General features: G+C 73.2%; 22 protein-coding genes. 1 reads left to right on the top strand and 21 read right to left on the bottom strand.

What is annotated here, in order from left to right:
- Positions 1-53: 53 nt before the first annotated feature.
- From coaBC to pyrR, 12 genes are all read right to left on the bottom strand, one after another.
- A complete protein-coding gene (gene coaBC / locus ABZ809_RS31075) occupies positions 54-1,262 on the bottom strand; it encodes a bifunctional phosphopantothenoylcysteine decarboxylase/phosphopantothenate--cysteine ligase CoaBC (protein WP_357566191.1) in 1,209 nt (402 codons plus the stop codon).
- 14 nt (positions 1,263-1,276) lie between these two features.
- Positions 1,277-1,540: a DNA-directed RNA polymerase subunit omega gene (gene rpoZ / locus ABZ809_RS31070; RefSeq protein WP_007075826.1), complete on the bottom strand. Its 264-nt coding sequence runs from the start codon at positions 1,538-1,540 to the stop codon at positions 1,277-1,279.
- A gap of 44 nt (positions 1,541-1,584) precedes the next feature.
- Entirely contained in the window at positions 1,585-2,118 is a 534-nt protein-coding gene (locus ABZ809_RS31065; RefSeq protein WP_357566190.1) for a guanylate kinase, read from the bottom strand.
- A 25-nt stretch (positions 2,119-2,143) separates the two neighbouring features.
- Positions 2,144-2,461 carry an integration host factor, actinobacterial type gene (gene mihF / locus ABZ809_RS31060; RefSeq protein ID WP_350924709.1) on the bottom strand — a complete coding sequence of 106 codons (318 nt, stop codon included), beginning with the start codon at positions 2,459-2,461 and terminating at the stop codon, positions 2,144-2,146.
- A gap of 178 nt (positions 2,462-2,639) precedes the next feature.
- The gene (gene pyrF, locus ABZ809_RS31055) at positions 2,640-3,476 is read right to left on the bottom strand and encodes an orotidine-5'-phosphate decarboxylase (protein WP_357566189.1); all 837 of its coding nucleotides are present in this window, start codon (positions 3,474-3,476) and stop codon (positions 2,640-2,642) included.
- A gap of 142 nt (positions 3,477-3,618) precedes the next feature.
- A complete protein-coding gene (locus ABZ809_RS31050; protein ID WP_357566202.1) occupies positions 3,619-4,893 on the bottom strand; it encodes an adenosylmethionine--8-amino-7-oxononanoate transaminase in 1,275 nt (424 codons plus the stop codon).
- Positions 4,894-5,138: 245 nt separating this feature from the next.
- Positions 5,139-6,164, bottom strand: coding sequence for a quinone-dependent dihydroorotate dehydrogenase (locus ABZ809_RS31045; RefSeq protein ID WP_357566188.1), 1,026 nt, complete (start codon positions 6,162-6,164; stop codon positions 5,139-5,141).
- Positions 6,165-6,261: 97 nt separating this feature from the next.
- Positions 6,262-9,747, bottom strand: coding sequence for a carbamoyl-phosphate synthase large subunit (gene carB, locus ABZ809_RS31040; protein ID WP_357566187.1), 3,486 nt, complete (start codon positions 9,745-9,747; stop codon positions 6,262-6,264).
- The gene (gene carA, locus ABZ809_RS31035; RefSeq protein ID WP_357566186.1) at positions 9,740-10,903 is read right to left on the bottom strand and encodes a glutamine-hydrolyzing carbamoyl-phosphate synthase small subunit; all 1,164 of its coding nucleotides are present in this window, start codon (positions 10,901-10,903) and stop codon (positions 9,740-9,742) included. The genes carB and carA overlap by 8 nt, the downstream gene beginning before the upstream one ends.
- On the bottom strand, positions 10,900-12,177 hold the full coding sequence (locus tag ABZ809_RS31030) for a dihydroorotase (RefSeq protein ID WP_357566185.1): 1,278 nt from the start codon (positions 12,175-12,177) through the stop codon (positions 10,900-10,902). The genes carA and ABZ809_RS31030 overlap by 4 nt, the downstream gene beginning before the upstream one ends.
- Entirely contained in the window at positions 12,174-13,100 is a 927-nt protein-coding gene (locus ABZ809_RS31025) for an aspartate carbamoyltransferase catalytic subunit (RefSeq protein ID WP_357566184.1), read from the bottom strand. Before ABZ809_RS31025 ends, ABZ809_RS31030 begins: the two co-directional genes overlap by 4 nt.
- Positions 13,097-13,681: a bifunctional pyr operon transcriptional regulator/uracil phosphoribosyltransferase PyrR gene (gene pyrR / locus ABZ809_RS31020; protein WP_357566183.1), complete on the bottom strand. Its 585-nt coding sequence runs from the start codon at positions 13,679-13,681 to the stop codon at positions 13,097-13,099. The genes ABZ809_RS31025 and pyrR overlap by 4 nt, the downstream gene beginning before the upstream one ends.
- 284 nt (positions 13,682-13,965) lie before the next feature.
- Between pyrR and ABZ809_RS31015 the strand changes: the two genes are divergently transcribed.
- Positions 13,966-14,454, top strand: coding sequence for a helix-turn-helix domain-containing protein (locus ABZ809_RS31015; RefSeq protein WP_013285505.1), 489 nt, complete (start codon positions 13,966-13,968; stop codon positions 14,452-14,454).
- Positions 14,455-14,576: 122 nt separating this feature from the next.
- Here the strand turns inward: ABZ809_RS31015 and nusB are convergent, their stop codons facing one another.
- The 9 genes from nusB to ABZ809_RS30970 form a co-directional block, all read right to left on the bottom strand.
- Positions 14,577-14,987 (bottom strand): transcription antitermination factor NusB, encoded by a 411-nt coding sequence (nusB, locus tag ABZ809_RS31010; protein ID WP_357566201.1) that lies wholly within the window; start codon positions 14,985-14,987, stop codon positions 14,577-14,579.
- 23 nt (positions 14,988-15,010) lie between these two features.
- The gene (gene efp, locus ABZ809_RS31005) at positions 15,011-15,568 is read right to left on the bottom strand and encodes an elongation factor P (RefSeq protein ID WP_357566182.1); all 558 of its coding nucleotides are present in this window, start codon (positions 15,566-15,568) and stop codon (positions 15,011-15,013) included.
- A gap of 462 nt (positions 15,569-16,030) precedes the next feature.
- Positions 16,031-16,462 carry a type II 3-dehydroquinate dehydratase gene (aroQ, locus tag ABZ809_RS31000; RefSeq protein WP_357566181.1) on the bottom strand — a complete coding sequence of 144 codons (432 nt, stop codon included), beginning with the start codon at positions 16,460-16,462 and terminating at the stop codon, positions 16,031-16,033.
- A complete protein-coding gene (gene aroB / locus ABZ809_RS30995; protein WP_357566180.1) occupies positions 16,459-17,535 on the bottom strand; it encodes a 3-dehydroquinate synthase in 1,077 nt (358 codons plus the stop codon). Before aroB ends, aroQ begins: the two co-directional genes overlap by 4 nt.
- 86 nt (positions 17,536-17,621) lie before the next feature.
- Positions 17,622-18,125 (bottom strand): shikimate kinase, encoded by a 504-nt coding sequence (locus ABZ809_RS30990; protein WP_357566179.1) that lies wholly within the window; start codon positions 18,123-18,125, stop codon positions 17,622-17,624.
- Between the two features lie 46 nt (positions 18,126-18,171).
- Positions 18,172-19,350 (bottom strand): chorismate synthase, encoded by a 1,179-nt coding sequence (gene aroC / locus ABZ809_RS30985; RefSeq protein WP_357566178.1) that lies wholly within the window; start codon positions 19,348-19,350, stop codon positions 18,172-18,174.
- Positions 19,351-19,428: 78 nt separating this feature from the next.
- Positions 19,429-20,349, bottom strand: a complete 921-nt coding sequence (locus ABZ809_RS30980; protein ID WP_357566177.1) for a glycosyltransferase family 2 protein — start codon at positions 20,347-20,349, stop codon at positions 19,429-19,431.
- Complete coding sequence (locus ABZ809_RS30975; RefSeq protein WP_357566200.1) at positions 20,346-20,954, bottom strand: glycosyltransferase; 609 nt, start codon at positions 20,952-20,954, stop codon at positions 20,346-20,348. The genes ABZ809_RS30980 and ABZ809_RS30975 overlap by 4 nt, the downstream gene beginning before the upstream one ends.
- Positions 20,955-21,028: 74 nt before the next feature.
- Positions 21,029-21,511, bottom strand: a complete 483-nt coding sequence (locus tag ABZ809_RS30970; protein ID WP_357566176.1) for a UDP-N-acetylglucosamine--LPS N-acetylglucosamine transferase — start codon at positions 21,509-21,511, stop codon at positions 21,029-21,031.
- Between the last annotated feature and the right edge of the window lie 79 nt (positions 21,512-21,590).

The raw sequence follows: 21,590 nt of genomic DNA, 5'->3' as shown, positions 1-21,590 counted from the left end.
TGTAATCATCCGCGTCAGAGCCGGGCCCCTTCGGTCGTGCCCGGTTCCAGCCGTCAGGAACGGCCAGGCAACCGGGCGACCACGAGATCCCAGACGCCGTCGGCGAGGTCCTCCTTCGACTGCTCGGGCATCCGGTTGACCGAACCGTCCGTGCCGATGACGGTCGCCACGTTGGTGTCGGCGCCGAAGACCTTGTCGGGCCCGACCTCGTTGACGACGACGAGGTCCGCCCGCTTGCGGGCGAGTTTGGCCCGGCCGTTGGCCTCGGCGTCGCCCGTCTCCGCGGCGAACACCACCAGCACCTGCTCGGGTCGACGGCGCCGGCCGAACTCGGCCGCGATGTCCGGATTGGTGACGAGCTCGATGGTGGGCGCGCTGCCGTCGTCCGACTTCTTGATTTTGCCAGGCGCGTAGGTGGCGGGACGGAAATCGGCCGGAGCCGCCGCCATCACCAGCGCGTCGGCGTCGGCGGCCGCCGCCAGCGTGGCGTCGTGCAGCTCGATCGTGGTACCGACCCGGACCACGTCGACGCCGGCGGGATCGGGCAACGAGACGTTGGCCGCGACCAGGGTGACCCGGGCGCCCCGGGCCACCGCGCAGCGGGCGAAGGCGTAGCCCTGCTTGCCCGAGGAGCGGTTGCCGAGGAAACGGACCGGGTCGAGGGGCTCGCGGGTGCCGCCCGCCGTCACCACCACGTGCCGCCCGGCCAGGTCGGCGGGAGCCGCGACGCCCCGGGCCAGCGCCCGGCGGGCGACCGCGAAGATCTCCGCCGGGTCGGGCAGCCGGCCCTTGCCCGTGTCCGCGCCGGTGAGCCGGCCGACGGCTGGTTCGACGACCCGCACGCCCCGGGACCGCAGCGTCGCGACGTTGGCGACGGTGGCCGGGTGCTCCCACATCTCGGTGTGCATGGCCGGGGCCAGCACCACCGGGCACCGGGCGGTCAGCAACGTGTTGGTGAGCAGGTCGTCGGCGAGGCCGTGGGCGGCCTTGGCCAGCAGGTCGGCGGTGGCCGGCGCGACCACGACGAGGTCGGCCTGCTGGCCGAGCCGGACGTGCGGGACCTCGTGCACGTCGGACCAGACGTCGTCGGCGACCGGCTGACCGGAGAGCGCGGCCCAGGTCGGGGCCCCGACGAAGCGGAGCGCCGACGCCGTCGGCACGACTCGGACCTGGTGGCCCGACTCGGTGAAGAGTCGCAGCAGCTCACACGCCTTGTAGGCGGCGATGCCACCGCCGACCCCGAGGACGATCCGGGGGGACATCGGCGCGCGGCGGATTACGGCTGGTCGGTCGGCTCGGCGGTGAGCAGGCCCGCGTTGATCTCGCGCATGGCGATGGAGAGCGGCTTCTCCTGCGGCGTGGTCTCGACCAGCGGGCCGACGTACTCCAGCAGGCCCTCACCGAGCTGGCTGTAGTAGGCGTTGACCTGGCGCGCGCGCTTGGCGGCGAAGATGACCAGCGCGTACTTCGAGGTCGTCTTCTCGAGGAGCTCGTCGATCGGCGGGTTGGTGATGCCTTCGGGGTTTGCGATGGATCCCACGAATTAACCTCTGCGTCTATCGCACCGCTGGGCGGTGCTGGCGGTCAACCGCGCAGGTGCGGTGGCGCCGGAGCCAGGAAAGAAGAACCGGACAAGCCTACCAGCTCGTCGACGACCCGCCCGGTCAGGTCGTGCGCGAGGGTGTGGGCGAAGACGGCCAGGACGGCCGGCGGGGGCACGACCCCGGGGGGATGCAACAGCACCAGCCGGGCGTCGGGCAGTGCCGCCCGGGCCAGCAGCGCGCCGGACAGGTCGAGACCGACAAGCACCGGCTGACCGGCGTCGAGCCGGGAGCGCAGCGGTGCGAGGGGGGTGCCGCGTCGGTGCGGCCCCGCCCGGCTCCACTCCAGCAGCTCCCCGGCGGCGACCATCCGGTCGAACTCGGCCGGGGACAGGAAGAGCCGGTCGACGCCGTCCAACTCGCGCTCCCTGCGGGGGCGCGTGGTGGCCGGCACCGGAATCCAGACGGACGGCGAACGCGCCCGGACGCGCTCGACGACACTCTCCGTGCCGGAGCCCGAAGGCCCCGCCAGGACAGTGAGCCGAGCCGCCGGGCGCGCCTCGTCATCCGTGCTCACTGCTTGTTTCTACACGCAGCCAGTCTCAGTTGGCGGCGAACTCTCCAAGCAGTGCCTTGCGCTGCTGCTCGCCGAGGCCACGCAGGCGACGGCTGTCGGCGATCTTGAGCCGCTCCATGATCTGGGTGGCCCGGATCTTGCCGATACCCGGCATCGCCTGCAGCACAGCGGAGACCTTGAGCTTGCCGACGACGTCGTCGGACTCGGCACGCTCGAGGACGGCTCCGAGGGTGGTCTTGCCCTGCTTGAGCTGCTCCTTCAGCTCAGCACGGGCCTTGCGGATCTCCGCGGCCTTCTCCAGCGCGGCAGCGCGCTGTTCGGGGGTCAGTGACGGGAGCGGCACCAGTTCTCCTCAGGTCCCTATCGCGACGGGCGGGACGCGCCGCCGCATCTGTGAAACGTGGTGTCGCTGTGAACCAAGGGGTCCGTGGTTCCCAGCGCGGGGAAAACTAGCGGTCAACGACGCATTCGGCAACGTGGGCGCGCGATGATCACCGCAAAGTGACCGAGCCGTCAGTCAGTCAGTTGCCGGCGAGGGCCGCCCGGCAGTCGCTCAACGCCCGGTCGGCGGCCCTCCGCAGCGCCTCGGGATCCGGGCCCGCGCCCAGCACCTCGCGCGAGTACGAGGGCAGCACGGCGGGCAGGCTGGAGCCGAAGACGACGCGGAGATCCGCCGCGGTGGCGCCCTGCGCGCCGAGGCCCGGGGCGAGCAGCGGGCCGTTCACCGCGGACAGGTCGTGACCCGTGTCACCGATGGTGGCGCCGACCACCAGCCCGACGCTGCCGAGCGGCTGCGCACCCGCGTTGAGCTGGGAAATCTCGTCGATTACGGCCTGCGCCACGGTGCGCCCGTCGGCCGTACGGGCCCGCTGCACCGAGGCGCCCTCGGGGTTCGAGGTGAGCGCCAGAACGAACACTCCACCCCCGTGCTCGGCGGCCAGATCGAACATCGGCGCGAGCGCGCCGACGCCGAGATACGGGCTGGCGGTCACCGCGTCGACATGGACGGGGCTGGATGGGTCGAGGTACGCGGAGGCGTACGCGGCGACCGTGGAGCCGATGTCCCCGCGCTTGACGTCGAGCAGAACGAGTGAGCCCGCTTCGCGTAACTGTCGGATAGTTGACTCTAGAATCGCCATACCTTTCGAGCCGAACCGCTCGAAAAAGGCCGACTGTGGCTTGACCACCGCGACCCGGTCACCGAGGGCTTCCGTGACCGTCCGGGCGAACCGGTCAAGCCCCCGGATGTCGTCGTCGAGCCCCCAGCGGGCCAGCAGCCCGGGGTGCGGGTCGATGCCGACGCAGAGCGGTCCCCGCTCGGCCACGGCCCGGTGCAGGCGGGCTCCGAAGCTCTCCATCCGGTTGTCTCCCTCTCCTCGGCGCCCCGGGGCGTCCACCACCGGAGCATCTCGTCGGTCGGGCGGCGCGCCGCCCGCGTACTCCCGCCGGAGCGTGACCGGCGGGCTCGGTCCGCCGCCGGTGCGACGGCGACCTGGCGGCTCAGCCCGCCCGCACCGCGGCGGCGACCCCGGCGGCGATCCGGGCCAGGTCCGCGTCCGCGGTGACGTACGGCGGCATGGTGTAGACCAGGTCGCGGAACGGCCGCAGCCAGACCCCCTCGGCGACCGCGGCGGCGGTGGCGGCCGGCAGGTCCACCTCGTGGTCGAGCTGGACCACCCCGATCGCGCCGAGCACCCGCACGTCGGCCACCCCCGGCGCGCCGCGCAACGGCTCCAGCCCCGCCCGCAGCCCCGCCTGCACCCCCGCCACCCGCCCGGCCCAGTCCCCGGCGCGCAGCAGGCCGAGAGAGGCGTTGGCGACCGCGCAGGCGAGCGGGTTGCCCATGAACGTCGGGCCGTGCGCCAGGACCCCGGCGGCCGAGATGCCCCGGGCGACCTCCGCCGTGCAGAGCGTCGCGGCCAGCGTCAGGTACCCCCCGGTGAGCGCCTTGCCCACGCACATCACGTCGGGCGCCACCCCGGCGTGCTCGGCGGCGAACATGGCGCCCGTGCGGCCGAAGCCGGTGGCGATCTCGTCGAAGATCAGCAGCACCCCGTGCGCCCGGGTCACCTCGCGCAGCACCCGCAGGTAGTGCGGGTGGTGGAAGCGCATCCCGCCGGCGCCCTGGACCACCGGCTCCACGACGACGGCGGCCAACTCGTGGGCGTGCCGCTCGACCGCCTCGACCAGGGCCGCCTCGTAGGCCGGGTCCGGCGGCGTGTCGAAGCCGCCCGGCGGCACGGGAGCGAAGACCTGCCGGGGCAGCACGTCGCCCCAGAGGTGGTGCATGCCGCCCTCCGGGTCGCAGACGCTCATCGGGTGGAACGTGTCGCCGTGGTAGCCACCCCGCCAGGTGCCCAGCCGGCGACGCTGCGGCCGGCCAATCGACCGCTGGTACTGGAGGCACATCTTGATCGCCACCTCGACACCGACCGAGCCGGAGTCGGCCAGGAAGACGTGCTCCAGCCCGTCCGGCGCCAGCTCGACCAGGGTGGCCGCCAGGCGCACCGCCGGCTCGTGCGTGAGCCCGCCGAACATCACGTGGCTCATCCGGCCGAGTTGGTCGGTCACCGCCGCGTCGAGCACCGGATGCCGGTAGCCGTGGATCGCCGCCCACCACGACGACATCCCGTCGACCAGCTCCCGGCCGTCGGCCAGCCGCAGCCGTACGCCCTCGGCGCCGTCCACCACGTAGGGCGGACTGGCCGGCGGCAGCGCCCCGTACGGATGCCAGACATGCGCCCGGTCCACGGCCAGGATCTCCTCCGGCGTCACCTGCCCCACCCCCTTCTCTCCCCCGCCCCAGCCCAAACCTCTGCTCCCGCCCGACCCCCTACCCCATCCCCGCCCCCGCCCCCGGCCCCGGCCCCGGCCCCGGCCCCGGCCCCGGCCCCGGCCCCGGCGATCTTGCACTTGCGGCCCGCGACATGCCCGTTAAGGGCGATACGTCGGGGCAGAAAGTGCAAGATCGCGGGAAGGGTCGGGAGTGCGGGGCGGCGGAGCGGGCGGGGCCGACGGGGTCACGGGGTGGGGGACGGGAGGGTGGCGTGGGCGGCGGCGCGGACCAGCGTCGGGCCCCGGTAGATGAAACCCGTGTAGAGCTGGACCAGGGCGGCGCCCGCGTCGAACATCCGCGCGGCGGCGTCCGGGTCGACGATGCCCCCGACCCCGATCACCGGCAGCCGGCCGCCGGCCTCCTGATGTACGAAGGCGACCACCTCGCGGGCCCGGTCGGCGAGCGGCCGGCCGGAGAGGCCGCCGGTCTCCGCGCCGCGCGCCCGGTCGGGCGGGGCGAGGTTGTCGCGGCTGAGCGTGGTGTTGGTGGCGATCACCCCGGCGGCACCCCGGTCCAGGCAGACCTCCAGCAACTCGGCGATCGCCGGCAGGCTGAGGTCCGGAGCGATCTTCACCAGCACCGGCTTCTCCCCCACCAGCGCCGCCAGGATGGCGTCCAGGTGCGCCCGGTCCTGCAGAGAGCGCAGCCCCGGGGTGTTCGGCGAGGAGACGTTGACCGCGAAGTAGTCGCCGTGTTCGCGCAGCGCACGGTACGAGGCGAGGTAGTCCGCCACCGCCTCGTCCAGCGGGGTCACCTTGGACTTGCCCAGCGAGATGCCCAGCGGCACCCCGATCGGGCGGGGCAGCGCCGTGAGCCGGGCCGCGAGGGCCTCGGCACCGGCGTTGTTGAAGCCCATCCGGTTGACCACCGCCTCGCTGGCCGGCAGCCGGAACAGCCGGGGCCGGGGGTTGCCCGGCTGCGGACGCGCGGTGACCGTACCGACCTCGACGAAGCCGAAGCCCAGCGCGGGCCAGGCCGGCAGTGCCACGCCGTCCTTGTCCATCCCGGCGGCGAGCCCGACCGGGTTGGGGAACTCGACGCCGAACACGGTGCGCGGGGCGCGCACGGCGTACCGGGCCCGCAGCACGGCCAACGCCGCGGGCCGCCCGGACAACGCCGCCAGCCTGTGCAGCGTCCACTCGTGCGCGGCCTCGGCGTCCCCGCCCCCGATCCGGAACAACCCCGGCCGGACCACCCGCTCGAAGATCACGTTCGGCCACCCTCGTTGATCATGGAGTTACCGCTGCGACACGCCGTGCCGGCCGCCGCCAACGTCATGATCAACGCGTAGGGGTGGGGGTGGGGGGTCATTCGGCGGCCCGGAGGGCGGCGTGTAGCTCCTGGAGCGGGCGGACCTGCATGTCGCCCCGGATCAGCGCCTCGATGCCCATCACCGCCGCCGCAGCGCCCGGCACCGTGGTGATGCACGGCAGGTCCGCCGTGACGGCGGCGCTGCGGATCTCGTAGCCGTCCGAGCGGGCGCTCGCTCCCGAGCCCTGCGGAGTGTTGATCACCAGCGCCACGTCGCCGCCGAGGATCAGCGACACCGCGTCCTCGCCGCCGCCCGACTCGTAGTGCTTGCGGATCTGCTCGCACGCGATGCCGTGCCGGCGCAGCACCTCCGCCGTACCGGTGGTGGCCACGATCTCGAAGCCGAGGTCGGCCAGGCGCTTCACCGGGAAGATCATGCCGCGCTTGTCCCGGTTGGCGACCGAGACGAAGATCTTCCCGCCGGTCGGCAGCGAGCCGTACGCGGCCGACTGCGACTTGGCGAACGCGGGCCCGAAGGCGGTGTCGATGCCCATCACCTCGCCCGTGGACTTCATCTCCGGGCCGAGCAGCGAGTCCACGCCCTTGCCGGTGGGGGTGCGGAACCGCTTGAACGGCAGCACCGCCTCCTTGACCGCGATCGGGGCGCCGGCCGGCAACGAGCCACCGTCCCCGGTGGCCGGCAGCATCCCCTCGGCGCGCAGCTCGGCGATGGTGGCGCCCAGCGCGATCCGGGCCGCCGCCTTCGCCAGCGGCACCGCCGTCGCCTTGGAGACGAACGGCACCGTGCGGGACGCCCGCGGGTTCGCCTCCAGCACGTAGAGCATGTCGTCCTTCAGCGCGTACTGCACGTTGAGCAGGCCGCGCACGCCGACGCCCCGGGCGATCGCCTCGGTGTACCGGCGGACCTGGGCCACGTGCGAGCCGGCCAGGGTGATCGGCGGCAGCGCGCAGGACGAGTCGCCGGAGTGGATGCCGGCCTCCTCGATGTGCTCCATCACCCCGCCGAGGTAGACCTCGCCGTCGGCGTCGCAGAGCGCGTCCACGTCGATCTCGATGGCGTCGTCGAGGAACCGGTCGACCAGCACCGGGTGGTCCGGGGAGATCTCCGTGGCCCGCCCGATGTAGTCGCGCAGCGTGGCGTCGTCGTAGACGATCTCCATGCCCCGCCCGCCCAGCACGTACGACGGCCGGACCAGCACCGGGTAGCCGATCTCGTCGGCGATCGCCTTCGCGTCGTCGTACGAGGTGGCCGTGCCGTGCGCCGGCGCGCGCAGGCCGGCCCGGGCCAGCACCGCCCCGAACGCGCCCCGCTCCTCGGCCAGGTGGATCGACTCCGGGGAGGTGCCGACGACCGGCACGCCCGCGTCCTTGAGCCGCTGCGCCAGGCCCAGCGGCGTCTGCCCGCCGAGCTGGACGATCACCCCGACCACGCCCGGCCCGCCGGCCGCCTTCCCGGAGGAGTCCTCGGCGTGCCAGACCTCCAGCACGTCCTCGAAGGTGAGCGGCTCGAAGTAGAGCCGGTCGGCGGTGTCGTAGTCGGTGGAGACGGTTTCCGGGTTGCAGTTGACCATGACGGTCTCGTAGCCGGCGCCACCGCTGCCGACCGCGCCGCCGGAGGCGGACACACCGACGCCTGCCGCGCCGGCAGCGGACGCACCGCCACCGGCAGCGGACGCGGCGGCCGTGCCGATCGGCGCGCTTCGCAGCGCCTGGACCGCGTGCACGCAGGAGTAGTCGAACTCGATGCCCTGGCCGATCCGGTTCGGCCCGGAGCCCAGGATGATCACCTTCGGTCGGGCCGACGGCACGACCTCCGTCTCCTGGTCGTACGTCGAGTAGTGGTAGGGCGTGGTCGCCTCGAACTCGGCGGCGCAGGTGTCCACCGTCTTGTAGACCGGGCGGACGCCGAGGCGGTGCCGCAGCGTCCGTACGCCGTCCTCGGCGGCCAGCTCCGGGCGCAGCGCGGCCAGCTGCCGGTCCGACAGGCCGGCCCGCTTGGCCCGGCGCAGCAGGTCCGCGTCGAGCACCGGGGCGTCCACGATCTCCGCGCGCAGCTCGACCAGCGCGGCGATCTGGTCCAGGAACCAGGGGTCGATCCCGCCGGACGCGGCGGCGACCTCGGCGATCGACGCGCCGAGCCGCAACGCCCGCTCGACGGTGTAGAGCCGGCCGTCGTGCGGCACCCGCAGCGCGGCGAGGGTGTTCTCCTTCGTCACCTCGGCCGGGGCGACGCCCGTCGCGGCGGCGACGACGGAGTCCGCCACCGTCCAGAAGCCGCCCGCCTTGGTCTCCAGCGACCGCATCGCCTTGTTCAGCGCCTCGCTGAAGTTGCGGCCCAGGCTCATCGCCTCGCCCACGGACTTCATCGTCGTGGTCAGCTCCGGGTCGGCGCCCGGGAACTTCTCGAACGCGAACCGGGGGATCTTCACCACCACGTAGTCCAGGGTCGGCTCGAAGGCCGCCGGGGTCTTCAGGGTGATGTCGTTGGGGATCTCGTCGAGGGTGTAGCCGATGGCCAGCTTCGCGGCGATCTTCGCGATCGGGAAGCCGGTGGCCTTGGAGGCCAGCGCCGACGACCGGGACACCCGGGGGTTCATCTCGATCACCACGATCCGGCCGTCGGCCGGGTTGACGGCGAACTGGATGTTGCAGCCGCCGGTGTCCACACCGACCTCGCGCAGCACCGCGATGCCGAGGTCGCGCAGCCGCTGGTACTCCCGGTCGGTGAGCGTCATGGCCGGGGCCACGGTGACGCTGTCGCCGGTGTGCACGCCCATCGGGTCGAGGTTCTCGATCGAGCAGACCACCACGACGTTGTCGTGCCGGTCGCGCATCAGTTCGAGCTCGTACTCCTTCCAGCCGAGCACGCTCTCCTCGATGAGCACCTCGTGCACGGGGCTGGCGGCCAGCCCGTCGCCCGCGATGCGGGCCAGGTCCTCCGGGGTGTGCGCCATGCCGGAACCGAGGCCGCCCATCGTGAACGACGGCCGGATCACCACCGGCAGGCCCAGCTCGGCGACCGTGGCCTCGACCTCCGTCATCGAGTGGCAGACCCGGGAGCGGGGCACCAGGCCCGCCGGGTCGTCGAGACCCAGGCGTACGCCGGCCTTGGCGACGATGTCCTTGAACAGCTGCCGGTCCTCGCCGCGGTTGATCGCCTCGATGTCGGCGCCGATCAGCTCGACGCCGTACTTCTCCAGCACGCCCGCCTCGTGCAGGGCGACGGCCGTGTTCAGGGCCGTCTGCCCGCCGAGGGTGGGCAGGATCGCGTCGGGGCGCTCCTTGGCGATGACCAGCTCGACGAACTCCGGGGTGATCGGCTCGACGTACGTGGCGTCGGCGAACTCCGGGTCCGTCATGATCGTCGCCGGGTTCGAGTTGACCAGGCTGACCCGGATGCCCTCGCTGCGCAGCACCCGGCAGGCCTGGGTGCCGGAGTAGTCGAACTCGCAGGCCTGCCCGATCACGATCGGCCCGGAGCCGATCACCAGGATGTGCTTGAGATCGGTCCGTCTAGGCATGTGTGCGCCCCTCGCTCTGGGTCCGGCCCTCGATCAGCTCGGCGAAGCGGTCGAAGAGGTAGTCCGCGTCGTGCGGGCCGGCCGCCGCCTCCGGGTGGTACTGGACGGTGAAGGCGGGCACGTCCTTGGCCCGCAGCCCCTCGACCACGTTGTCATTGAGGCAGACGTGTGACACCTGCACGCCCCCGAACTCGGTCTCGATCACCTGGTCGGGGACGACCGCGCCGGCCACGGCGCCCGGCACCTGGACGGCGAAGCCGTGGTTGTGGCTGGTCACCTCGACCTTGCCGGTGACCCGGTCGAGCACCGGCTGGTTGATCCCCCGGTGGCCGTAGCCGAGCTTGTAGGTGCCGAAGCCGAGCGCCCGACCGAGGATCTGGCTGCCGAAGCAGATGCCGAAGAGCGGGATCCGCCGGCTGAGCACCTCCCGGGCCAGCCCGACCGGGCCGTCGGCGGTGGCCGGGTCGCCCGGGCCGGGCGAGAAGAAGACCGCGTCCGCGCCGGTGGCGAGCAGGTCGTCGATGGTGGAGCCGGCCGGCAGCACGTGGGTGGTGACCCCGCGGGCGGCGAGCCGGCGCGGCACGTTGCGCTTGATGCCCAGGTCCAGGGCGGCGACCGTGAACCGGTGCTCGCCCTCGGCCGCCACCACGTACGGCTTCTCGGTGGTGACCTCGGCGGAGAGATCCGCGCCGACCATCTCCGGCGCCTGCCGCACCCTGGCCAGCAGGGCGCGGGGGTCGGTCTCGACGCTGGAGATGCCGACCCGCATCGCGCCGCGCTCGCGCAGGTGCCGGGTCAGCGCCCGGGTGTCCACGCCGCTGATGCCGACGACGCCCTCGGCGGCCAGCCGGTCCTCCAGCCCGCCGGTGGCGCGCCAGTTCGAGCCGATCCGGGCCGGGTCGCGGACCACGTAGCCGGCGACCCAGATCCGGCCCGACTCGTCGTCCTCGCCGTTGACGCCGGTGTTGCCGATGTGCGGTGCGGTCTGCACCACCACCTGCCGGTGGTAGGAGGGGTCGGTCAGGGTCTCCTGGTAGCCGGTCATGCCGGTGTTGAAGACCGCCTCGCCGAAGGTCTCCCCGACGCTGCCGTACGCCTCCCCGTGGAAGGTGCGCCCGTCCTCGAGTACGAGGATCGCGGGCCTCCGCTTGGTCATAGCACTGCCTTTCCGTCCAGGACCGTCGGCTCGCCACGCAGGAAGGTCGCCACGATGCGACCCGGCAGCGTCATGCGGGCGTACGGGGTGTTGCGGCTGCGACTGGCCAGCTCCGCCGGCTCGATGGTGCGGCGGGCGGCCGGATCGACCAGGGTCAGGTTGGCCGGCACGCCGGGCGCGGGGTCGACGCCGTGGCCCTCCAGCCCGGCGATCCGGGCCGGGACGCGCGACATCCGCTCCGCGATCAGGTCCCACTGCGGGCCGAGCACGTCGAGGGCGATGGAGAGCGCCGTCTCCAGGCCGAGCATGCCCGGCCGGGCGTACGCCCACTCGCACTCCTTGTCCTCCACCGCGTGCGGGGCGTGGTCGGTGGCGACGATGTCGATCACGCCCTCGGCCAGGGCGGCCCGCAGCGCGGCGACGTCGGCCGCCGTCCGCAGCGGCGGGTTGACCTTGAAGACCGGGTCGTAGGTCTCGGCCCGGGAGTCGGTGAGCAGCAGGTGGTGCGGGGTCACCTCGGCGGTGACCCGGACGCCCCGGGCCTTGGCCTGGCGCAGCACCTCGACGCTGCCGGCCGTGGAGACGTGGCACACGTGCAGCCGGCTGCCGACGTGCTCGGCGAGCAGCACGTCCCGGGCGATGATCGCCTCCTCGGCGACCGCCGGCCAGCCAATCAGGCCGAGCCGGGTCGACACCTCGCCCTCGTGCATCTGCGCGCCCTCGGTGAGCCGGGGCTCCTCGGCGTGCTGGGCGATGATCCCGTCGAACGCCTTCACGTACTCCAGCGCCCGGCGCATCAGCTTCGGGTCGGCGACGCAGTGCCCGTCGTCGGAGAAGATCCGCACCCGGGCCGCCGAGTCGGCCATCGCGCCCAGCTCGGCGAGGCGCTCGCCGGCCAGGCCGACGGTGACCGCCCCGATCGGCTGCACGTCGACCAGCCCGGCCTCCCGGCCGAGCCGCCAGACCTGCTCGACCACGCCGGCCGTGTCGGCCACCGGCGAGGTGTTGGCCATCGCGCAGACCGCGGTGTAGCCGCCGAGCGCCGCCGCCCGGGAGCCGGACTCGACGGTCTCGGCGTCCTCCCGGCCGGGCTCGCGCAGGTGGGTGTGCAGGTCGACGAGGCCGGGCAGGGCGACCAGCCCGGTGCCGTCCACGACGGTCGCGTCGGGCGCGGTCAGCCCGGCGCCGACGGCCGCGACGACGCCGTCGCGGATCAGCAGGTCGGTCGGCGCGGCGCCGACGACGCTGACGTTGGAGATGAGGTACGAGCTCACCGGTTGTTCCCCCCGAGCAGCAGGTAGAGGACGGCCATCCGCACGGAGACCCCGTTGGCGACCTGTTCGACGATGGTGGAGCGGGGCGAGTCGGCCACCTCGGGCGTGATCTCCATCCCCCGGTTCATCGGGCCGGGGTGCATGACGATCGCGTGCTCGGGCAGCCGGCCCATCCGGGGCCCGTCCAGACCGTAGCGGCGGGTGTACTCGCGGGCCGACGGGAAGTAGGAGTCGTTCATCCGCTCCCGCTGCACCCGCAGCATCATCACCACGTCCGACTGCGGCAGCACCGCGTCGAGGTCGTAGGAGACGTCGGTGCCGGGCGCGAGCGCCTGGCCGATGTGCACGGGAATCAGGGTCGGCGGGCCGACCAGGGTGACCTTGGCGCCGAGGGTGGACAGCAGCAGCACGTTGGAGCGGGCCACCCGGCTGTGCAGGACGTCCCCGACCACCGCCACCGACAGGCCGGCCAGCCGCCCCAGCCGGGACCGCATCGTGTACGCGTCGAGCAGCGCCTGCGTCGGGTGCTCGTGGGTGCCGTCGCCGGCGTTGACGACCGAGCCGTCGACCCAGTCGGCGAGCCGGTGCGGGGCACCGGAGGCGGGGTGCCGGACGACCACCGCGTCGGCCCCCATCGCCTGCAGGGTCAGCGCGGTGTCCTTCAGGCTCTCGCCCTTGGCCACGCTGGAGCCCTTGGCCGAGAAGTTCAGCACGTCGGCGCTGAGCCGCTTCGCCGCCGCCTCGAACGAGATCCGGGTCCGGGTGGAGTCCTCGTAGAAGAGGTTGACCACGGTTCGTCCGCGCAGCGCGGGGAGCTTCTTGACCTCCCGGCCGGCGACGGTGGCCATCTCGGCGGCCGTGTCCAGGATCTGGGTGGCGGTGGCGGCGTCCAGGTCGGCGCCGGAGAGCAGGTGCCTGATCACGGGTTGACACCCCCGTACAACCTGACCTCGTCGGCGCCGTCGGTCTCCGCGAGGGTGACCTTGACGCTCTCCGCGAGGGAGGTCGGGATGTTCTTGCCGACGTAGTCGGCGCGGATCGGCAGCTCGCGGTGGCCGCGGTCGACCAGGACGGCGAGCTGGACGGACGCCGGCCGTCCGACGTCGTTGAGCGCGTCGAGCGCGGCCCGCACCGTACGGCCCGAGAAGAGCACGTCGTCGACGAGGACGACCCGCCTCCCGTCGATGCCGGCGGGCGGCACCTGGGTCGGCCCGACCGCCCGGGTGGCGTTGCGACGCAGGTCGTCGCGGTAGAGGGTGATGTCGAGCACGCCGACGGGGACGGTCACGTCCTCGAAGGTGCTGATCCGGGCGGCGAGCCGCCGCGCGAGCGGGACGCCCCGCGTGGGGATGCCGAGCAGCACCGTGTTCGCGGCGCCCTGGGTCTTCTCCAGGATCTGGTGGGCGATGCGGTCGACGACGCGCTGGACGTCGGCGCTGGCCAGGATCACCTTCACCGAGGGTTGTCGCGCCGGCGAGGACTGGGCAGCAGGTGGGTAGGCCACGGCGGACCTCCTTCCCCGCCTCACGGGACGGGTCGTTAAAGGACGTCGGATGCCGGCGCCGGACCGCGAGCGGCCCGGACCGGGGCTTCACGCCACGTTACCAGTGGTCACCGCGCAGACCGCCGTCGGCCGCTGACCCCACGGTCAGCCCGGCGAAATGCGGACATCTCCCCCGGTGATCCCAACGGTAAGGTCACGACCACTTGACCAGTTGTGGCAATCCCCGTACCGTCACGCTCCGTAGCGATCGCTGGGAGAACCCGAGCAGCACTGGGAGTGTCCGAATGCCCTCTGAATACGCCAAGTCTCTGGGCGCCCGCCTGCGCTCCATCCGCCAGCAGCAGGGCCTGTCCCTGCAGGGGGTGGAGGAGAAGTCGAACGGGCGGTGGAAGGCGGTCGTGGTCGGCTCGTACGAGCGCGGTGACCGCGCCGTCACGGTGTCGCGCCTGGCCGAGCTCGCCGACTTCTACCGCGTTCCCGTGTCGGAGCTGCTGCCCGACGGCAGCGGCGTACGCCACGAGCCCACCAGCAAGATCGTCCTCGACCTCGAACGGCTGTACGACGAGGCCTCCGAGGACCTGGCCTACGTCGCCCGCTACGCCCGCGCCATCCAGCAGCAGCGCGGCGACTACAACGGCCGGGTGCTCTCCATCCGCGCCGACGACCTGCGCGCGCTCGCGATCGTCTACGACGCCTCGCCGTCCGGGCTGATCGAGCGGCTCACCGAGCACGGCGTGCTGGTCGCCGACCCGCGGGCGTTCTTCGCCAGCTGACTCGCGACACCGCGAAAGGGCCCGTGCCGTCCGGCACGGGCCCTTTCGGCGCGTTCGGGTCGCGGCCACCGCGCGACGGTCACCGTCGGGTGTGACGCACGTCGGGTGTGACGTGCGTCGCGTCAGCGGGTGGCGTACTCGGCGATGCGACCGAGGATGCCGTTGAGGAAGCGCGGCGAGTCGTCGGTCGACATCTGCCGGGCCAACTCGACGGCCTCGCTGATGGCCACCGCGTCGTCGATCTCGTCGACGTAGAGCAGCTCGTAGACCGCGATCCGGGCGAGGTTGCGGTCCACCACCGGCATCCGCTCCAGCGTCCACCCCTCGGCGTAGCTGGCGATCACCTCGTCGATCCGGTCGAGGTGGGCGGCGACCCCCTCGACCAGGCTCACCGCGTATCCCAGGTGCTCGGGACGCGGCTTCTCGATCCGCTCGATGTAGCCGGCGAGCACCTCGACCGGCGGACGGTCCCGCAGATCGGCCTCGAAGAGCACGTCCAGCGCCCGCTTGCGCGCCTTGCGGCGCGCCGGCATCTGCTGCTTGGGCCCCTCGGCCATCAGGCGCGGCCGAGGTAACGGCCGTCGCGGGTGTCGACCTTGATCTTCTCGCCGGTGGTGATGAACAGCGGCACCTGCACGGTCGCGCCGGTCTCGACGGTGGCCGGCTTGTTGCCGCCGGTCGACCGGTCGCCCTGCAGGCCCGGCTCGGTGTAGGTGACCTCCAGCACGACGCTGGTCGGCAGCTCGATGTAGAGCGGGACGGCCTCGTGGGTGGCCACGGTCGCCTCGGCCTCGGGCAGCAGGTAGTTCGCCGCCTCGCCGACGGTGCCACCCGGCACGGTGATCTGGTCGAACGTCTCCAGATCCATGAAGACGTAGTCCTCACCGTCGGCGTAGAGGTACTGCATGGTGCGCTTGTCCACGGTCGCGGTCTCGACCTTGGTGCCCGCGTTGAAGGTCTTGTCGACCACCTTGCCGGACAGCACGTTCTTCAGCGTGGTGCGCACGAACGCACCACCCTTACCGGGCTTGACGTGCTGGAACTCGACGACGGCCCAGAGCTCTCCGTCGAGGTTGAGTACCAGGCCGTTCTTCAGGTCGTTGGTGGAGGCCATTTCCTGCCTTGATCATCAATTGGCGGACAGACCTGGCAAGTCTACTAGTTGCGTCGAGTGCCGCTGCCCGCCGCTGCCTGCCGCTGCCCCGCAGGCGCCCCGACGCAGCCGGCGCGGTGAGGACGGCTGCCGGTCCCCGGCCGGACCGAACACCGCCACCACCATCACCCTGCGTATAGCGATGGCCGCCGCCGGACGCCCCTCCCCACTCCCCCTTTGCTCTGCAGCCACGGACGCACCAGCCACGCACAGTCGCGATCTCCAAACTGCCGTCGACTGCTAGTGGCGACGCCCTCCCAGCTCACACCACTGGTGCGTATGTGGCTGCAGAGCAAAGCGTCCGGAAGGCATGTCGCCGACGGCGGGGAGCCAGTCACCCGGAGTAACAGGATCGCGTGTCACTTTCCGTAGCCCGAGGGGTCGCCACGCGGCGGACGGGAGGGCGTCAGCGGGACGAGGGCGTCAGCGGGCCCGGGCGGCCAGATGGTGCAGGGCCAGGCGGTAGCCGTCGACGCCGAGGCCGCAGATCACGCCGGTCGCCACCGCCGACACGACGGAGTGGTGCCGGAACTCCTCGCGGGCGTGGATGTTGGAGATGTGCACCTCGACCAGCGGCCCGCGCAGCATCGCGCAGGCGTCCCTGACGGCGTACGAATAGTGCGACCAGGCGGCCGGGTTGAGCACCACTGCGGCGCCCTCGTCGGCGGCCGCGTGCAGCCAGCCCAGCAGCTCGTGCTCGGCGTCGGTCTGCCGGACCGTCACGGCCAGGCCCAGCTCCCGCCCCGTCGACTCGCAGAGCGCCACCAGGTCCGCGTAGGTCGTCGCCCCGTAGACGTCCGGCTGCCGGGTGCCGAGCCGGCCGAGGTTCGGGCCGTTGAGCACGTACACCCTCATGCCGCGACCTCGCGGTAGGCCGCCTCCAGCAGGTCGTCGCCCGGCCCCTCCAGGATTGCCGGCCGGGCCAGCCCGTCGAGCACCACGAAACGCAGCTGGCTGCCCCGGGTCTTCTTGTCCACCCGCATCGTGGCGAGCAGGCCCGGCCAGGCGTCCGCCGGATAGCTGGTGGGCAGGCCGAGGGCCGCCATGGCCGTGCGGTGCCGCTCGGCGGTCGGCGCGTCCAGCCGGCCGGCCAGCCGGGCGAGCTCGCCGGCGTAGACGAGGCCGACCGACACCGCGTGCCCGTGCCGCCAGCGGTAGCGTTCCGCCTTCTCGATGGCGTGAGCGAGGGTGTGACCGTAGTTGAGCACCTCCCGGACGCCCGACTCCCGCAGGTCACCCGAGACCACGTCGGACTTCACCCGGATCGCCCGCTCGATCAACTCGCGGGTCACCGGACCGGCCGGGTCGGTGGCCGCAGCCGGATCCCGTTCGACGAGATCGAGGATCGCCGGGTCGGCGATGAACCCGCACTTGACCACCTCGGCCAGGCCGGCGGCGAGGTCGGCCGCGGGGAGGCTGTCCAGCGTCGCCAGGTCGGCGAGGACGCTGACCGGCGGGTGGAACGCCCCGACCAGGTTCTTACCGGCGGCGGTGTTGATCCCGGTCTTGCCGCCCACGGCGGCGTCGACCATGCCCAGCAGCGACGTCGCCACCGGCACCCACCGCACCCCGCGCAGCCAGCAGGCGGCGACGAAACCGGCCAGGTCGGTCACCGCGCCGCCGCCGACGCCCACCACCGCGTCGGTACGGGTGAACCCGGCCTCGCCCAGCCGGTCCCAGCAGGCGGCGGCGACCTCGATGTGCTTGCCCGCCTCGGCGTCCGGCACCTCGATCGGCAGCGGCGCGACGCCGGCGGCGCGCAGCCGCCCACCGATCGCGTCGGCCAACTCCTTGAGCGGGGGCGCGTGCAGCACAGCCACGCGGGTCGCGTCGGGCAGCAGCCCTGGCAGCGCGTCGAGCAGGCCGCGTCCCACCAGCACGTCGTACGGGCGCTCGCCGCCGACCGGAATTCGGGTCACCTCGTCCATCGCGGGCAGCCTAGTCCAGCCGTCAGGTCCCGGGCGGGATCTGTCCACTTCGTGGCCGCCGTGACACTCGACGGCCCCGCTGCCACTCAGCGCCGCAGCAGCGCGGCGATCTCGGCGGCGATCTCCTCCGGGGCCCGGCCGTCGGTGGTCACCGTCGCGGTGGCCACCTCGGTGTAGAGCGGGCGGCGCTGGTCCATCAGGTGCTTGAGCGTCGCCCGCGGGTTGATCGCCAGCAGCGGCCGGCCCGCACCGAGCCCGACCCGTCGCACGGCGTCGGGCAGCTCGACGGAGAGGTGCACCACGGGGTGACCGACCAGGGCGGCGCGGGTCTCCTCGGCGAGGACCGCACCGCCGCCGAGGGCGAGCACGCCCGCGCACGAGGCCAGGCCCGCCGCCACCGCCGCCCGTTCGAGGGCACGGAAGTGCTCCTCGCCCTCGTCGATGAAGATCTCCGGGATCGGCTTGCCGGCGAGCTGCTCGATGTCGGTGTCGGTGTCGCGGAACTCCACCCCGAGCAGCTCCGCCAGCACGAGCCCGACCGTGGTCTTGCCGGAGCCGGGTGCCCCGACCAGCACGCAGACCGGCGCCATCAGCGGCACCGCCGGCCGGCCGCGGGCCGCGTTCGCGGGCCCGCGTTCACCGGATCACCAGCTCGTCGAGGTAGCCGGCCAGGTTGCGGCGGATCTCGGCCACCGAGTCGCCGCCGAACTTCTCGGTCGCGGCCTCGGCCAGTACCAGCGCCACCATCGCCTCGGCGACGACGGCGGCGGCGGGCACCGCGCAGACGTCCGAGCGCTGGTTGATCGCGGTGGCCGGCTCGCCGGTGGTGACGTCCACCGTCGCGAGGGCCCGGTTCAGCGACGAGATCGGCTTCATCGCGGCCTTCACCCGCAGCGGCTCGCCGGTGGTGATGCCGCCCTCCAGCCCACCGGCCCGGTCGGTGACCCGCCGCACCCCGGTGGCGGTGGGGATGATCTCGTCGTGCGCCTCGGAACCGCGGGAACGCGCCTGCTGCCAGCCGTCCCCGATCTCCACGCCCTTGATCGCCTGGATCGACATCAGCGCGGTGGCGAGCCGGGCGTCGAGCTTGCGGTCCCACTGCACGTGGCTGCCGAGGCCCGGCGGCACCCCGTACGCCAGCACCTCGACCACGCCGCCCAGGGTGTCGGCGGCCTTCTTCGCGGCGTCGACCTCGGCGACCATCCGGGCGCTGGCCTCGGGATCGAGGCAGCGCAGCGGGTCGGCGTCGATGCGATCGGCGTCGGCGGGGGTGGGGCGCAGCCCCGGCTTGGCGGCGACCGGGCCCAGCTCCACCACGTGGGAGACGATCTCGATGCCGAGGGCCTGCCGGACCAGCGCCTTGGCGACCGTGCCGACGGCGACCCGGGCGGCGGTCTCCCGCGCGCTGGCCCGCTCCAGGATCGGCCGGGCGTCGGTGTGGCCGTACTTCTGCATGCCGGCCAGGTCGGCGTGGCCCGGGCGCGGGCGGGTGAGCGGCGCGTTGCGGGCCTGGCTGGCCAGCTCCTCCGCGTCGACCGGATCGGCGGCCATGACGGTGCGCCACTTGGGCCACTCGGAGTTGCCGACCCGGATGGCCACCGGACTGCCGAGGGTCACCCCGTGCCGGAGCCCGCCGATGATCTCGACCTCGTCCTGCTCGAACGACATCCGCGCGCCCCGGCCGTAGCCGAGCCGGCGTCGGGCCAACTCGCCGGCGATCTCCCCGGTGGTCACCTCGATGCCGGCGGGCACGCCCTCCAACATCGCGACGAGGGCGGGACCGTGCGATTCCCCTGCAGTCAACCAGCGCAACACAGCGGTCAGTCTGTCACGCCCGGTGGCTGCCGCCGTACGGTGCCCGCCGCGTCCCGCCCTGCGGACGCGATGCGGGGCTCAGATGCCCCGGCCCCGCTTGTGCAGGGTGCGCAGCACCGCGTCGGCGCGGACCACCCGCCCGGCCACGGCGAGGGCCAGATAGGCACGTGGCTCACGCGGGTTGCGCCGGATGGTGCGCCGGGCCCAGCGCATCGCGCCCCGCCGGTCGCCGGAGGCGGCGCGGGCGAAGGCGATCTGCCCGGTGACCCGCGCCTCGCCGGACGGCTGGGTGCCGAACTCGGGGTAGCGCTTCAGCAGCCACTGCAACGCCTCGGAGATGGTGTCCCAGCGCTGCGCGAAGTAGGACCGCTTGTGCCAGCGCACCAGCACGTACGGCGTACGCAGGTTGACCAACGGCGCGCTGCGGGCGGCCCGGAGCAGGAACTCGTAGTCCTCCGCGTAGCTGCCCGGGATCTCCTCGTCGACCAGCCCGAACCCGTCGCGCAGCGCGGCGGCGCGGATCAGGAAGGTGGACGGGTGCAGCTCCGTCATCCGGTCCCGCAGCAGGTCGGCCAGGGTGACCGAATCCTTCGGCAGCACCCGGTCGACGGTGTGCCCGTCGTAGCTGACCCGGATGCCGCAGCTGACGAACTCCGCCTCCGGGTGGGCGGCGAGCGCCTCGACCTGGGCCCGCAGCTTGCCGGGCAGCCACTCGTCGTCGTCGTCGCAGAACGCGACGAGTTCGCCGGTGGCGGCCAGTACGCCGGAGTTGCGGGCGCCGGCCAGGCCGGGTGCGCGCTCGTTGCGGATCACCCGGACCAGCCGGTCGGGGCGGGACAGCTCGGCCAGCGAGGCGTCCGGTTCGGACTGGTCGTACACCACCACCACCTCGACCGGGCCGGGGTGGTCCTGGTCGAGGATCGCGCGCACGGCGGCCCGGAGCAGCTCCGGGCGGTCCCGGGTGGGCACCACCACGCTGACGGTCGGGTGTTCGCTCATCGCCGCTCTCCGTTCCGGCCCGGCCGCGCCCACGGCCGCCACCTCGCGCGCCGCCGTCCGGCCGACGCGGCCACCAGTTCCTCCACGATCCGCCCCACCCGCTCGACCGCCGCCCGGCGTGTCTCGGACGCGTCCGGGTCGGCCGCGACGGCGAACCGGGACGGGTCGGCGACGCCGGCGGTGAGCGCCTCGAACAGCGCCTCCCGGGTCTCGGCCAGCGCCACCATGCCGGCCGTGCCGAGGCGGCGGGCGAAGAGCAGTTGGTGGTCGTCGACGTGCTCACCCCGGGTCGGATCGCGGGGAACGACGATCGGCAGGTGACCGTGCCGGCGGGCCTCCAGGATGGTGGCCGGCCCGCCGTGGCAGACCACCAGGTCGGCCTCGGCCATCGCGGTCTGGAGTTCGTCGTGGCCGAGGAAGGCCACCGCCCCGGGCATCCGGGGTGCCCGGGTGTGCCCGTGCTGGACGGTCGGCCCGACGTCGTCGGCGACGGTGCGGTGCCACTCCTCCAGCCAGCCGACCAGCCGGTCGAACGGGTGCTTGTCGGTGCCGACGGCGACCAGCAGCCGGGCCACGCCGGTGTCGCCGGGGCGGGGCCGGGGCACCCGGGTGCCCTGCGCGGCCCGGGGGCGACCGGGGGCGACCCGGTGCGCGGGGGCGGTTCCGGTGTTCTCGACGCTCACAACAGGGTCCCCACGACGGTGGCCTCCGGGTACTGCCGGCGCTGCTCGTCCCACTGCACGAGCATCACGGAGAGGAACGGCCGGCAGAGCCGGGCGGTCAGGGTCGGGGTGTCGATGCGGTCGTACACCTCGATGTAGACGGTCGGGATGCGCCGGAGCCGGGCCAGCACCACGAACGGGACGGCGACCCCCGCGCCGGTGGTCACCACGGCGGCGACCCGGCGCGACCGCAGCACCCGCCAGGCGAGGACGGCGTTGCGCAGCAGGTTCGGCACGTTGCGGGTGGTCGGGTGGTGCGCCGGGACGAGTTCCTCGCCGGCGAGCAGCGATACCGCCTCGGGTGTGTCAAAGGTGACCCAGCACCGCCGCCAGCGTTCGTACCACGGGCGCAGGGCGAGCAGCTGGGCCAGGTGGCCGCCGCTGGAGCCCACCAGGAGCAGGACGCCGGGCTCGCCGGCTTCCTCGGTTGTCGTTTCCACGCGACTCCCCACAAGTTCGCTTGGACTTTCGGTGGCCGCCACGCGACAGCAGATCACAGGTCAACCGGCCGGTGAATAG

This window comes from Micromonospora sp. NPDC047074 (genome assembly GCF_040643815.1).
GTDB lineage: Bacteria > Actinomycetota > Actinomycetes > Mycobacteriales > Micromonosporaceae > Micromonospora.
This window is presented reverse-complemented; position numbering and strand designations above follow the sequence as displayed.